Genomic DNA, 13,697 nt, shown 5'->3' on the forward strand with positions numbered 1-13,697 from the left:
GGTAGAACATGACTGAAAGCCAACAAAAAGGCTCGATCTGGACCAAAATCCACATCGACCCGACGTTCCTGCTGCTGATCCTAGCCCTGCTGGTCTACAGCGCCTTCGTGATGTGGAGCGCCAGCGGCCAGGACATCGGCATGATGGAGCGCAAGATCGGGCAGATCGTCATGGGGCTGATCGTGATGGCCGTCATGGCGCAAATCCCGCCGCGCGTGTACGAAAGCTGGGCGCCCTATCTCTATATCTTCTGCGTGATTTTGCTGATCCTGGTAGACGCCTTCGGGCAGATCAGTAAAGGCGCGCAGCGCTGGCTGGATCTGGGCGTGGTGCGCTTCCAGCCGTCGGAAATCGCCAAGATCGCCGTGCCGCTGATGGTGGCGCGCTTTATGAACCGCGACGTCTGCCCGCCTTCGCTGAAAAACACCGCCATCGCGCTAGTGCTGATCTTCCTGCCGACGCTGCTGGTGGCCGCACAGCCGGATCTGGGCACCTCGATCCTGATCGCCGCCTCCGGGTTGTTCGTGCTGTTCCTGTCGGGCATGAGCTGGAAACTGATCGCCGTCGCCGCCGTCGCGCTGGCGGCCTTTATCCCGGTGCTGTGGTTCTTCCTGATGCACGGTTATCAACGCGACCGCGTCATGATGCTGCTCGATCCGGAAAGCGACCCGCTCGGCGCCGGCTATCACATCATTCAGTCGAAGATCGCCATCGGCTCCGGCGGCCTGTCCGGCAAGGGCTGGCTGCACGGCACCCAGTCGCAGCTGGAGTTCCTGCCGGAGCGCCATACCGACTTTATCTTCGCCGTGTTGGCCGAAGAGCTGGGGCTGATCGGGGTATTGGTGCTGCTGGCGCTCTACCTGCTGGTGATCATTCGCGGGCTGATGATCGCCGCCAAGGCGCAAACCACCTTCGGCCGCGTGATGGTTGGCGGCTTGATGCTGATTTTGTTCGTTTATGTCTTTGTTAACATCGGTATGGTCAGTGGCATTTTGCCGGTAGTTGGCGTACCTTTGCCTCTGGTCAGTTACGGGGGTTCGGCGCTGATAGTGTTGATGGCCGGTTTCGGCATCATCATGTCGATCCACACGCATCGGAAAATGCTGTCTAAAAGTTTATAAGAGGTGAGTAATGCGTAAGGAATGGCTTTGGATCGGCGTCGCGGCGGTGTTGCTCTCCGCCTGTACCGCCCCGACCACGGAACAGCAGGCGCCACAGCAGCCGTACAACGGCCCGGTGGTGGAAATCGGTGGCGTCGAGCCTCAATATGAACCCTATAACCCTAACAACATGCAGGATTATAAGGTTAATGGCGATACTTACCGCATCGTAAAAGATCCGCAGAACTTCTCGCAGACCGGCCTGGCGTCCTGGTATGGCGAAGAGGCCAACGGCAACACCACGGCGCTGGGTGAGCAGTTCGATCCCAACGGCCTGACCGCGGCGCACCCAACGCTGCCAATCCCAAGCTATGTGCGCGTCACCAACCTGGCCAACGGCCGTCAGCTGGTGGTGCGCGTCAACGATCGCGGGCCATACACCAAGGGCCGCATCATCGATCTGTCGAAAGCCGCCGCCGACCGCCTCAACCTGTCCAACAACACCAAGGTCAAAGTCGATTTCATCAACGTGGCGCCGGACGGCACGCTGAGCGGCCCGGGCACCATCGGCACCATCGTGGCGAAACAGAGTTACGCCCTGCCGGCACGCCCGGATCTCGGCGCCAGCGGCATGGGCACCCCGATCCAACAGGACGTGCCGGTCGCCGGCGGCGCGGCGGTGCGCCCGATCGATAACAGCACCCTGCGCACCGACGATGGCGCTCCGGCAAACGCCGGCAACGGCCGCAGCGGTTTCCTCGGCGCGCCAAGCGCAGTACCGGCCGGCGTGCTGGAAGGTTCCGAACCGGAAGCCGCCGCCGTGGCCGCTCCGGTTGCGGCCGGCGCTGCGGCGGCCGGCATGGCGGCCGCTTCTTCCTCCGGCGGTTACGTGGTGCAGGTCGGTGCGCTGAGCAGCGCCGAGCGCGCCCAGAGCTGGCAGCAAAGCCTGAGCCAACAGTTTGGCGTGCCGGGCAAAGTGGCAGCCAACGGCAACGTTTATCGCGTCCAGCTCGGCCCATTCAGCAGCCGTCAGCAGGCGGCCCAGCTGCAGCAACGCCTGGCCAGCGAAGCGCAACAACAGTCTTTCGTTACTGCTGCACCCTAAGCGTTATGCCCGGCGGGCATTCGCGGCTGATAAGCGGTTATTTAGCTGAAACATTTTCTTGCAGCTAAAAGGTCTTTAACCGCGATTAGTCAGATGAATGGATAATGCCTGCCGGGATCGCATCTGCTATAGTGTGGCTCGTTTTTTAACTTTACTTTCACGGATGTTGTAGTCCCGATCATGAAACAAGTAACTTCTTTTCGCTTAATCAAAAGCATCGCACTCGGCACCGTTATCGCAATGAGCGCAGCCTCCGTTGCACATGCCGATGACGTTAACATCAAAACCATGATCCCAGGTGTCCCGCAGATCGATGCGGAAGCGTACATCCTGATTGATTACAACTCCGGCAAGGTGCTGGCCGAGATGAACGCCGACGCGCGTCGCGATCCGGCCAGCCTGACCAAAATGATGACCAGCTACGTCATCGGCCAGGCGCTGAAAGCGGGTAAAATCGGCCAAGACGATCTGGTGACCGTCGGTCAGGACGCCTGGGCGACCGGCAACCCGGTGTTCAAAGGCTCCTCGCTGATGTTCCTGAAGCCGGGCGATCGCGTGCCGGTCTCCAAACTGACCCGCGGCATCAACCTGCAGTCCGGTAACGACGCCTGCGTGGCGATGGCCGACTACGTCGCCGGCAGCCAGGACGCGTTCGTTAACCTGATGAACACCTACGTCAGCAAGCTGGGCCTGCAGAACACCCACTTCCAGACGGTACACGGCCTGGATGCTCAGGGCCAGTACAGCTCGGCGCGCGACATGGCGCTGATCGGCCAGGCGCTGATCCGCGACGTGCCGGACGAGTACGCGATTTACAAAGAAAAAGAGTTCACCTTCAACAATATCCGCCAGATGAACCGCAACGGTCTGCTGTGGGATAACAGCCTGAACGTCGACGGCATCAAAACCGGCCACACCGACGCGGCGGGTTACAACCTGGTGGCTTCGGCGACCGAAGGCCAGATGCGCCTGATCTCCGCCGTGATGGGCGGCCGCACCTACAAAGGCCGCGAAGCCGAGAGCAAGAAACTGCTGACCTGGGGCTTCCGCTTCTTCGAAACCGTGGCGCCGCTGAAGGTCGGTAAAGAGTTCGCTTCCGAGCCGGTCTGGTTCGGCGATGCCGACCGCGTTGAACTGGGCGTGGACAAAGACGTCTACCTGACCATCCCGCGCGGCCGCATGAAAGATCTGAAGGCCAGCTACGTGCTGAACACGCCGGAAATTCACGCGCCGCTGGCGAAAAACCAGGTGGTCGGCAGCATCAACTTCCAGCTGGACGGCAAAACCATCGACCAGCGTCCGCTGGTGGTGATGAACGAAGTGAAAGAAGGCGGTTTCTTCAGCCGCATCGTGGACTACATCAAACTGATGTTCCACCACTGGTTCGGTTAACGGTTGAAACGGGCGAAATTGCCCCCATATAGTGAATAACACTAACTCCCGCCCCGGCGGGAGTTATACTTTATAGATTAGCTAGCACTCTGGAGCGCACGCACATGCAAAAAACTAAACTGAACGAACTGCTCGAATTCCCTTGCCCGTTTACCTACAAGGTGATGGGCCTGGCGCAGCCTGAGCTGGTTGACCAGGTAGTTGAAGTGGTGCAGCGCCATGCGCCGGGCGACTACAACCCGCAGGTCAAGCCGAGCAGCAAAGGCAACTACCACTCGGTCTCCATCACCATCAACGCCACTCACATCGAGCAGGTCGAAACCCTGTACGAAGAGTTGGGTAACATTGAAATTGTTCGCATGGTGCTGTAATTCCAGCATAAACCCCTGCTTATCAACCCGGGATGGCGCAGCGTCTTCCCGGGTTGCGCATTTTTGGTCAGCGAAAGGCTGGCCGCAGACCGGAGCGCCCGGTATAATGGCTTTACCACTTCTGTAACCTGACGATGACTCTTTTGCAACCAGACAAGATCATTTTGCGTCAGCTGGGGTTGCAGCCCTACGCGCCTGTATCCCAAGCCATGCATAACTTCACCGACAGTCGTACCGAGACCACGCCGGACGAGCTGTGGCTGGTGCAGCATCACCCGGTGTTCACCCAGGGCCAGGCCGGCAAAGCCGAGCATGTGCTGATGCCCGGCGATATCCCGGTGATTCAGAGCGATCGCGGCGGCCAGGTGACCTACCACGGGCCGGGCCAGCAGGTGATGTACGTGATGGTCGATCTGAAACGCAACAAGGTCGGCGTACGCCAATTGGTCACGGCGATAGAAGATACGGTTATCAACACCCTCGCCCACTTCCGCCTCGAATCGCGCGCCCGTCCGGATGCGCCGGGCGTGTACGTGGGGGAGCAGAAAATCTGTTCGTTGGGTTTGCGGATCCGCAAAGGCAGCTCATTCCACGGCCTGGCCCTGAATGTGGCGATGGATCTCAGCCCCTTCCAACGCATCAACCCTTGCGGTTACGCCGGCATGCAGATGACGCAGGTCAGCGCGCTGGCGCCCGGCGTTGGCATTGAAGACATACACCCAATCCTGGTACAGGAATTTGTTCATTTACTCGGCTACCAGACGGTCGAGCTTCGTAACTGGAACCTGCACGATTATGAGTAAACCAATTCAGATGGAACGCGGCGTCAAATACCGCGATGCTGACAAAATGGCGCTGATCCCGGTCAAAACGGTGGTCACCGAACGGCAGGAGCTGTTGCGTAAACCCGAGTGGATGAAGATCAAACTGCCTGCCGACTCAACGCGCATTCAGGGCATCAAAGCCGCGATGCGTAAAAACGGCCTGCACTCCGTCTGTGAGGAAGCTTCGTGCCCTAACCTGTCCGAGTGCTTCAACCACGGCACTGCCACCTTCATGATCCTCGGCGCCATCTGTACCCGCCGCTGCCCGTTCTGCGACGTGGCCCACGGCCGCCCGATCGCGCCGGACGCCAACGAGCCGGAAAAGCTGGCGCAAACCATCGCCGACATGGCGCTGCGTTATGTGGTGATCACCTCGGTTGACCGCGACGATCTGCGCGACGGCGGCGCTCAACACTTTGCCGACTGCATCTCGGCCATCCGCGCCAAGAGCCCGAACATCAAAATTGAAACGCTGGTGCCGGACTTCCGCGGCCGTATGGATCGCGCGCTGGAAATCCTCACCGCCACGCCGCCGGACGTATTCAACCACAACCTGGAAAACGTGCCGCGCGTATATCGCCAGGTGCGCCCGGGCGCCAACTACGAGTGGTCGCTGAAGCTGCTGGAGCGCTTTAAAGAAGCGCACCCGGATATCCCGACCAAATCCGGCCTGATGGTCGGCCTGGGCGAAACCAACGCGGAAATCGTCGAAGTGATGCGCGATCTGCGCCGCCACGGCGTGACCATGCTAACGCTGGGGCAATACCTGCAGCCGAGCCGTCACCACCTGCCGGTGCAGCGCTACGTCAGCCCGGCCGAGTTCGACGAGATGAAAGAAGAAGCGATGGCGATGGGCTTCACCCACGCCGCCTGCGGCCCGTTCGTGCGTTCGTCTTACCACGCCGATCTGCAGGCCAAAGGGATGGAAGTGAAATAACGCGTAATAGTTTGTTACGCTAAAGACGGCGGAAACGCCAAAAAACGGATGTCCGCAAGGCATCCGTTTTTTATTGCGCGCCACCAGGCGGGGTTAAACGTCTTTCTTTTCGACGCTCTGCTGAGCGGACTGGCTTTCGGCGGCGTTGTTGCCGGCGGCCGGCGGCGTGCTGTCGTCGCCCACGGCTTTTTTAAAGCCTTTCAGCGCCGCGCCAAGATCGGCGCCGAGCGTGCGCAGTTTGCTGGTGCCGAACAGTAAAATCACCAACACGGCAATCACCAGAAGTTTGGTAATGCTGATACCTTCCATACTCACCTTCTTATCATAGAGCGCTGCGTGAACAGCGAGAAAAACTGACCTTGCCTGCGAATATTTAGCGACTTTCCTTCGGCTCGCACAACCGCAACATGTAACAGAGTGAGATCCGTCGCAGGAATGCCACGCGGCCGCACGGCGCGGATTCCAGACTATTCTTAGTTTATCGCCCGCATGATACGCTGCCGTGATACTTATCAGGGAGATGCCGGATGTATATTGCTCCACCCATTTTCGATGCCCGAAAATCCGGCCTCAGCTTCGCCAAACGCACCTATCTGCCCCGCGTCGCCGGCCTGGGACTCGGCTTTATCTGCGTCTGCGCCGCGCTCTACCCCTTGGCTCCGCCCACGGCGGTCTGGCTATTGCTGGCCTTTCACGGCTTTCTCTGGCCGCATCTCGCCTACCGCCTGGCCCGCCGCGCCAAAGATCCGTTCAAAGCCGAGATCCGCAACCTGCTGATCGACTCCGCCTTCGGTGGCTTCTGGGCCGCGATGATGGCGTTCAATGCGCTGCCGGCGATCGTCATCCTGTCGATGATGAGCATGAACAACATCGCTTCCGCCGGCAAAGCGCTGTTTGTCAAAGGGTTGGCGATTCAATTGGCCACGGCGGCGCTGACCGGCGCGCTGCTCGGCTTCCCGTTTCAACCGCACAGCACGCCGCTGCAAATCTATCTGTGCCTGCCGATGATCTACCTGTACCCGACGCTGCTCGGGCTGGTGACCTACCGCACCGCCAAGCGGCTGGCGGAAAAGAAACAGGAGCTGCAACGCATCAGCACTCGCGATGGGCTGACCGGCTTGTACAACCGCCGCCACTGGGAGCACCTGCTGCATCGCCAGTTTGACAGCTGCCGCCGCTACCAGGACAACGCCACGCTGATCCTGATGGATATCGATCGCTTCAAAACCATCAACGACACCTTCGGCCACGCTTTAGGGGATGAGGCCCTGGCGGCGCTGGCGGAAGAGCTGCTGATCGGCTTGCGCAACGTGGATATCGTCGGGCGCTACGGCGGCGACGAGTTTGGCGCAGTGCTGCCGAACACCAGCGCCGAACAGGCGGTAACCGTCCTGCGGCGCATCCAGCAGCGGCTGGACGCCGTCATCTTCAAAGAGGCACCACAGCTGCGGCTGCAGATCAGCGCCGGCATCGCCAACTACCACCCCGCGCTGGGCGGTTATCTGGACTGGCTGAAAGCGGCCGACGGCGCGCTTTACCGGGCGAAGCAAAATGGCCGCAACCGGCTGGAAACGGCGGCGCCGACGGGCGACTAACTGACTGGTTTAATAACTTGGCAAAATACTTCGGCGCTTCGACAAAGCCTTCACGCCGGTAAAACGCATGCGCCCGCTCGCTTTCCACCGCCACCAGCAGCGCCTCGGTGCCGGGATAATCCAGCGCCGTCATTAATTCGGCGATCGCTCAGGCGCGCCGTTCTGATTTTCATGGGGTGACCTCGCAGATTGTCGATACTACAAAATAGGCGGCGTTAGGTGTAACATCCATCCGGTGCGGCGAAAAAGGCCGTGCGGCACGCTGGAGATGACATTCCTCCCTAACCGCCTTCACAGGCTGATGATGTCTACGTAACCTCTCGGAGAGAGGCGCGTAGCGTTACGCCTGTCCCTTTCCGAACCCCGTGAATTTCTCTGATTGAAAGGGAGTTGCCCCATGTTGAGCTCTTTACTGGCCGTATTTATCGGCGGCGGCGTCGGCAGCGTTTTGCGCTGGGCGGTAAGCATGAAAATGAACCCGCTGAACGCCCACATTCCGCTCGGTACGCTGATGGTCAATCTGATCGGCGGTTTTATCATCGGCCTGGCGATGGCGATTTTCACCCGCATGACGCATCTGGATCCCACCTGGAAATTGCTGATCACCACCGGGTTCTGCGGCGGCCTGACCACCTTCTCCACCTTTTCGCTGGAGGTGGTATACCTGATGCAGGATGGCCGCTTCGGCTGGGCGCTGGCCAACATGCTGCTCAACCTGGCCGGCTCGCTGGCGATGACGCTGCTGGCTTTCATGCTGGTGATGTGGGTCAACGGGCGCTAAGCCCTTAATGTTTCCTTAATCTTGCATGCGCATAATCTCATCCAGTACTCCTGACTGGATGAGAAACCGCTATGTTTAGCCTGCCGAAAACCGCCGCCGAAGCGATTGCCGTTGCGCTGTGCGTGCTGATCGTCGCCGCCTTTATCAAATCCTACCTGTTCGCTTAAGCGCTTTTTCCCGCAGCACGCGTTCATGTTGCGTCTTTCCCGCCGGTTACACTACAATTGAGAATGAACGTTCACACCCAGAAATGTGAACCCGGCTCACGCGTAGCAAAGGATCGGGCAGATGCTCTCCCCCAACGACAGTAAACAGGCCAAGGTGCAGGCCCGCCGCGATCAGATCGTCGAAGCGGCGAAAACCAGCTTCCGCCGCCACGGCTTCCACGCCGCCAGCATGGCGGAGATCGCCCAGGGCTCGCAGCTCAGCGTCGGGCAAATCTATCGCTATTTCGCCAATAAAGACGCGATTATCGAAGAGATCGTCAACCGCATCATCGCCAGCAAGATGCAACGGCTGGAAAACCTTGGCGATCACATCAACCTGATCGCCGGCACGCTGGCGGCGCGCACGCTGTTTCAGCAGCCGGGCGAGAGCGAAACCGATCACATGCTGATGCTGGAAGTGACCGCCGAGGCCACGCGCAACCCGGTGGTAGCCAAAATGCTCAGCGATGCGGAAGCGCGGCTGTTTCGCCACGTGTGCCACAACCTGCAGCGGCTGTATCCCGATTTCAGCGCGGAAGAGATCGCCGCCCGGGTGGAGTTTATCGCCGTCATGAGCGAAGGCACCGGTTACCGCATCCTTACCACGCAAAAAGCCGATGCGTCCCTGCTGCGCGAGCTGTATCAGCAGGCCATTTCTCACCTGTTCAGGAAACGCTAATCTCCCATGACCAAACACTTAGCCAGACAACGTCTGGTGTACGCCGTCGTGCTTGGCCTGTTGGCCGCGCTGGGGCCGCTGTGCACCGATCTCTATCTGCCCGCCCTGCCGGAAATGGCGGGCGAACTGAATACCTCCACCGCCGCCGCACAGCTCAGCCTGACCGCCGGGTTGCTAGGCCTGGGCGTCGGCCAGCTGATTTTCGGCCCTTACAGCGACAAACTGGGCCGCATGCGCCCGCTGTTGCTGTCGCTGATCCTGCTGCTGGGTGCTTCGCTGTGGTGCGCCCTCGCGCCCACCATCGACCAGTTGCTGATCGCCCGTCTGCTGCAGGGCATCGCCGGCGCCGGTGGCGCGGTGATTTCCCGCGCCATTGCCCGCGATCTGTACGCCGGCCATGAGCTGACCCGCTTCTTCGCCCTGCTGATGCTGGTCAACGGCCTGGCGCCGATCGTCGCGCCGGTGCTGGGCGGCGTGATGCTGCAGGTGATGAACTGGCGCGGCATCTTCGGCGTGCTGGCGGCCATCGCCGTGCTGCTGTTCAGCCTGTCGGCGCTGAAGCTGCGCGAATCCCTGCCGGTAGAACGCCGCAGCCAGGGCGGTATCCTGGCGATGCTGATGTCGCTGGGCGGGTTGCTGACCCAGCGCTATTTCATGGGCCTGTGCCTGACGCAAGGCTTCGTGATGGCCGGCATGTTCGCCTATATCGGCGCCTCGCCTTTCGTCTTGCAGCAGATCTACGGCCTCAGCCCGCAGATGTTCAGCCTGTGCTTCGCCATTAACGGCGTCGGGCTGATCATTGCGGCGCAGCTGGCCAGCCGCCTCAGTTCGCGTTGGGGGGAGCGTCGGGTATTGAAGAGCGGGCTAACGCTGGCGGCCGTCGCATCGCTGTTGCTGCTGTTGGCCGCCGCGCTGCATGCGCCGCTGGTCGTATTGCTGGTGCCGCTGTTCTTTTCGGTGGCGGTGATCGGCATCGTCGGCCCGACCGCCTCTTCGCTGGCCATGCAAAGCCAGGGTGACAAAGCGGGCAGCGCCTCGGCCTTGATCGGCGTGTGCATGTTCGCCCTCGGCGCCTGCGCCGTGCCGCTCACCGGGCTGGGGGGCACCTCGGGCCTGTCGATGGCGCTGACCATCGTCGGCTGTTACGCCATCGCTATCCTGCTGTTCAGCCTGTTGGCCCGCCGCAGCGAGGCATAACGCGCCCAATAAAAAACCCGCTCAATGAGCGGGTTTTAAGAAATTCAGCTACGCAGCTTAGATAGCAGTAACGTTAGCGGCAGATGGGCCTTTGGCACCGTTCGTGATTTCAAACTCTACACGCTGGCCTTCAGCAAGCGTTTTGAAACCGTTGCTAACGATGGCAGAGAAGTGAACGAAAACGTCCTTGCTACCATCTTCCGGAGTAATGAAACCGAAGCCTTTGGATTCATTAAACCACTTAACGCTACCTTTAATCTTAGACATCAAACTTACCTTTAACGTGAATGAAAGACACAAAACCTGTGTCGATTACAGTACAGCAAGCAGGCAGGATTTTGTCCACCACCGCGATCACAGAAATCCGATAAAGAGTGAAAAAATCCGTGTAGCCCGGTGTAAATGGATTGCACCGGTTGCGATAAGCTCCCGTTCCAGGTCAATCCTCTCCACGCGCCGGCGAACAATGCGCGAACGGCCAAACCCGCCCGCTTACCCCAGCGTTGACGCCCCCATGCAGACGCAATCGCTATGAAATATAACCAGATGGTCTTTTTGCTTCGGCGGCCGCTGCACTAGGGTTAGGGTTTATTTCCCACTGTGAGCCAAGCCTATGACCAGCCAGTTGGCAGACAAAATCATCGCCTATCGGCGTGAGCTGCACCAAAACCCGGAGCTTTCCAATCACGAATTCGCCACCACCGCCCGGCTGACCCGCTGGCTGCAAGAGGCGGGCATTCGCCTGCTGCCGTTGGCGCTGAAAACCGGCGTCGTGGCGGAGATTGGCAGCGGCAAGGGGCCGATCATCGCGCTGCGCGGTGACATTGACGCCCTGCCGATCGACGAAATCGCCGACGTGCCCTTCAGCTCGCAAAACCGCGGCGTGATGCACGCCTGCGGCCACGACTTTCACACCTCGGTGATGCTCGGCGCCGCACACCTGCTGAAAGCGCGTGAGGCCGACCTGCCCGGCACGGTGCGCATCTTCTTCCAGCCGGCGGAAGAGACCTTCAACGGTGCCCGACATCTGATCGACGCTGGCGCGCTGGATAACGTTGCGGCGGTATTTGGCCTGCATAACGCGCCGGAGCTGCCCACCGGCACCTTCGCCACCCGCGCCGGGCCGTTCTACGCCAACGTCGATCGCTTCCAGATCCTCATCACCGGCAAAGGCGCGCACGCCGCCAAACCGGAACAGGGCGTCGACACCATCGTCACCGCCAGCCAGATCGTCGGCGCACTGCAGACGCTGCCCAGCCGCAGCTTCAGCTCGCTGGAATCGCTGGTGGTGAGCGTAACGCGCATCGAAGGCGGCAATACCTGGAACGTGCTGCCGCAAACCGTGGAGCTGGAAGGCACGGTGCGCACCCACAGCGACGCGGTGCGCCGCCAGGTGCCGGACAAAATTCGCCAGGTGATCGACGGCGTTGCCGCCGCGCTGGGCGCGCAGGCCGAACTCCGCTGGCAGCCGGGGCCGCCGGCGGTGATCAATGATCCGCATTGGGCGGCGTTCAGCAAAACCGTCGCCGCCGAGGCCGGCTACCGGGTCGAAGAGGCGGAACTGCAGATGGGCGGTGAAGATTTCGCGCTGTATCTGCACCATGTGCCGGGCGTATTCGTCAGCATCGGCTCCGCCAGCGAATTCGGCCTGCATCATCCGCGTTTCAATCCCGATGAACGCGCTCTGTTTCCCGCCGCGCAATATTTCACGCTGCTGGCGGAACGCACGCTGCAACAATTAACCACCGCACCGGAAAAAGCCCTCAGCAACGCCTGAATAACGGTAAAGCGTATTTCCCCGACGCCGCGGATGCCGCGTCGGGGATTATTTTTTCGCTCGCCGTGATATTTGCAATTTTCAACATTTGAATATGCTGTTTTGTTGTTTTACATCCCGCCGCCGCTCATCAATAGTGGGCACATCAGACACCGCGCGCCTCTGCGGCGCATGACAGGATAATCACGATGAGCGACAACGCGACTAATCAACGGCAATTGCGGCTGGGCGCCATTCTGCATGGTGCATCGGGAAATATGTCCGCCTGGCGCCACCCGGACGCCACCGCCGACGCCAGCATCAACCTCGAATTTAATATCGCCACGGCGAAAAAAGCCGAACAGGGGAAATTCGATTTCGTGTTTGTCGCCGATGGGCTATATATCAACGAAAAGTCCATTCCGCATTTTCTTAATCGTTTCGAACCGCTCACCCTGCTGGCCGCGTTGTCCGCCGCCACCGATAAAATCGGCCTGGTGGGCACCCTCTCCACCTCCTACAGCGATCCGTTCACCGTCGCCCGCCAGTTCGCCAGCCTCGATCACCTGAGCAACGGCCGCGCCGGCTGGAACGTGGTGACCTCGCCGCTGGAAGGCTCGGCCAAAAATTTCTCGCGCAAAGAACACCCGGAGCACAGCCTGCGTTACCGCATCGCCGGCGAGTTTCTCGACGTTGCCAAAGGGCTGTGGGACTCCTGGGAAGACGACGCCTTCGTGCGTAATAAGGCCAGCGGCGAATTTTTCCGCGCCGGCAAACTGCACACTCTCAATCACCAGGGGGAGTTCTTCTCGGTGCAGGGACCGCTGAACATCGGCCGCACGCCGCAGGGGCGCCCGATCCTGTTCCAGGCCGGCGCCTCCGAAGACGGCAAACGGCTGGCGGCCCAACACGCCGATGCGATCTTCACCCATCACGACACGCTGGAGCAGGCGCAGGATTTCTACCAGGACGTGAAGCGGCAGCTGGTGGAACAGGGGCGCGAACCGGACGACCTGCGCATCTTCCAGGGCGTCAGCGTGATCGTCGGCGACGACGACGCGGACGTCGAGCGCCAGTACCAGGAGACCGCCCGCCTGGTCAGCATCGAGAATGCCCTCAACTACCTCGGCCGCTACTTTGAGCATTACGACTTCGCCCGTCATCCGCTGGACGCCCCCTTCCCGGACATCGGCGATCTGGGGCAAAACAGCTTCCGCAGCACCACCGACGCCATCAAGCGCAGCGCCCGCGAGCGCCACCTCACGCTGCGCCAGGTGGCGCTGGAAGCCGCCTCGCCGCGCCCGGTGTTCAGCGGCACGCCGGAAGCGGTGGCGGATGGCCTGCAACGCTGGTTCGACGGCGAAGCCGCCGACGGTTTCATCATCAGCGGCGGTACGCCCAACGCCTTCGGCCACTTCGTCGATCGGGTGGTGCCCGTCCTGCAGCAACGCGGCCTGTTCCGCCAGGCGTACCACGGCGACACGCTGCGTGAACATCTAGGCCTGAAGCGCCCGTTGAACAGATTCACCCAATAACAAGATCGCTGCCAGGGATACCCGCTATGCAGAAAACCGTTACCGCCGCCCTCGTGGCGGCCTTGCCGAGCCTGACCGGCGCCGCGCAGGCGGGCACCGGCATCGATTCGCAGGCCAATGCCCCCCTATTCACGCGCCGAAGAACCCGCAGGCGAACGCCATGGTCAACCGCTGGGGCGAGAGCGCCGAACGCCTTGCGCAGTCGGAAATCAACCCGCC

Annotated in this window: 14 protein-coding genes and 1 riboswitch; of the genes, 12 read left to right on the top strand and 2 right to left on the bottom strand. The window is 60.7% G+C overall.

The genetic code is table 11. The features are described 5' to 3' along the window. Positions 1–8 precede the first annotated feature (8 nt). The 6 genes from mrdB (at position 9) to lipA (ending at position 5,729) form a co-directional block, all read left to right on the top strand. The gene (gene mrdB / locus ACSBQQ_RS12985) at positions 9–1,121 is read left to right on the top strand and encodes a peptidoglycan glycosyltransferase MrdB (RefSeq protein WP_004940006.1); all 1,113 of its coding nucleotides are present in this window, start codon (positions 9–11) and stop codon (positions 1,119–1,121) included. Positions 1,122–1,131: 10 nt separating this feature from the next. After that, positions 1,132–2,205 (top strand): endolytic peptidoglycan transglycosylase RlpA, encoded by a 1,074-nt coding sequence (gene rlpA / locus ACSBQQ_RS12990; protein ID WP_041033851.1) that lies wholly within the window; start codon positions 1,132–1,134, stop codon positions 2,203–2,205. A 180-nt stretch (positions 2,206–2,385) separates the two neighbouring features. Next, the gene (gene dacA, locus ACSBQQ_RS12995) at positions 2,386–3,597 is read left to right on the top strand and encodes a D-alanyl-D-alanine carboxypeptidase DacA (protein WP_033637426.1); all 1,212 of its coding nucleotides are present in this window, start codon (positions 2,386–2,388) and stop codon (positions 3,595–3,597) included. A 104-nt stretch (positions 3,598–3,701) separates the two neighbouring features. After that, positions 3,702–3,968: a DUF493 family protein YbeD gene (ybeD, locus tag ACSBQQ_RS13000; RefSeq protein WP_033637425.1), complete on the top strand. Its 267-nt coding sequence runs from the start codon at positions 3,702–3,704 to the stop codon at positions 3,966–3,968. A gap of 134 nt (positions 3,969–4,102) precedes the next feature. Beyond that, complete coding sequence (gene lipB, locus ACSBQQ_RS13005) at positions 4,103–4,771, top strand: lipoyl(octanoyl) transferase LipB (RefSeq protein ID WP_033637424.1); 669 nt, start codon at positions 4,103–4,105, stop codon at positions 4,769–4,771. Beyond that, positions 4,764–5,729, top strand: a complete 966-nt coding sequence (lipA, locus tag ACSBQQ_RS13010; protein ID WP_025301835.1) for a lipoyl synthase — start codon at positions 4,764–4,766, stop codon at positions 5,727–5,729. Before lipB ends, lipA begins: the two co-directional genes overlap by 8 nt. A gap of 93 nt (positions 5,730–5,822) precedes the next feature. Here the strand turns inward: lipA and tatA are convergent, their stop codons facing one another. Continuing rightward, positions 5,823–6,038 carry a Sec-independent protein translocase subunit TatA gene (tatA, locus tag ACSBQQ_RS13015; protein ID WP_004940019.1) on the bottom strand — a complete coding sequence of 72 codons (216 nt, stop codon included), beginning with the start codon at positions 6,036–6,038 and terminating at the stop codon, positions 5,823–5,825. A 218-nt stretch (positions 6,039–6,256) separates the two neighbouring features. Here tatA and ACSBQQ_RS13020 point away from each other — a divergent pair, with 218 nt between their 5' ends. The 4 genes from ACSBQQ_RS13020 to ACSBQQ_RS13035 all read left to right on the top strand — a co-directional run bounded on the left by ACSBQQ_RS13020 (position 6,257) and on the right by ACSBQQ_RS13035 (position 10,187). Next, positions 6,257–7,324 (top strand): diguanylate cyclase, encoded by a 1,068-nt coding sequence (locus ACSBQQ_RS13020; protein WP_060420307.1) that lies wholly within the window; start codon positions 6,257–6,259, stop codon positions 7,322–7,324. 255 nt (positions 7,325–7,579) lie between these two features. Continuing rightward, positions 7,580–7,642, top strand: a riboswitch (Fluoride riboswitch). Positions 7,643–7,721: 79 nt separating this feature from the next. Next, entirely contained in the window at positions 7,722–8,105 is a 384-nt protein-coding gene (gene crcB / locus ACSBQQ_RS13025) for a fluoride efflux transporter CrcB (protein ID WP_004940022.1), read from the top strand. 288 nt (positions 8,106–8,393) lie between these two features. Further along, positions 8,394–8,990 carry a TetR/AcrR family transcriptional regulator gene (locus ACSBQQ_RS13030; protein ID WP_033637421.1) on the top strand — a complete coding sequence of 199 codons (597 nt, stop codon included), beginning with the start codon at positions 8,394–8,396 and terminating at the stop codon, positions 8,988–8,990. 6 nt (positions 8,991–8,996) lie between these two features. After that, positions 8,997–10,187 (top strand): multidrug effflux MFS transporter, encoded by a 1,191-nt coding sequence (locus ACSBQQ_RS13035; protein WP_048321340.1) that lies wholly within the window; start codon positions 8,997–8,999, stop codon positions 10,185–10,187. A 57-nt stretch (positions 10,188–10,244) separates the two neighbouring features. Here the strand turns inward: ACSBQQ_RS13035 and cspE are convergent, their stop codons facing one another. Further along, entirely contained in the window at positions 10,245–10,454 is a 210-nt protein-coding gene (cspE, locus tag ACSBQQ_RS13040) for a transcription antiterminator/RNA stability regulator CspE (protein WP_004940030.1), read from the bottom strand. 346 nt (positions 10,455–10,800) lie between these two features. Here cspE and ACSBQQ_RS13045 point away from each other — a divergent pair, with 346 nt between their 5' ends. Both ACSBQQ_RS13045 and ACSBQQ_RS13050 read left to right on the top strand, forming a co-directional pair. Further along, complete coding sequence (locus ACSBQQ_RS13045) at positions 10,801–11,964, top strand: M20 peptidase aminoacylase family protein (RefSeq protein WP_033637419.1); 1,164 nt, start codon at positions 10,801–10,803, stop codon at positions 11,962–11,964. Between the two features lie 188 nt (positions 11,965–12,152). Then, on the top strand, positions 12,153–13,478 hold the full coding sequence (locus tag ACSBQQ_RS13050) for an LLM class flavin-dependent oxidoreductase (protein WP_048321339.1): 1,326 nt from the start codon (positions 12,153–12,155) through the stop codon (positions 13,476–13,478). Positions 13,479–13,697 lie beyond the last annotated feature (219 nt).

Source organism: Serratia sp. G204Y (assembly GCF_051172435.1).
Classification (GTDB): domain Bacteria; phylum Pseudomonadota; class Gammaproteobacteria; order Enterobacterales; family Enterobacteriaceae; genus Serratia; species Serratia sarumanii.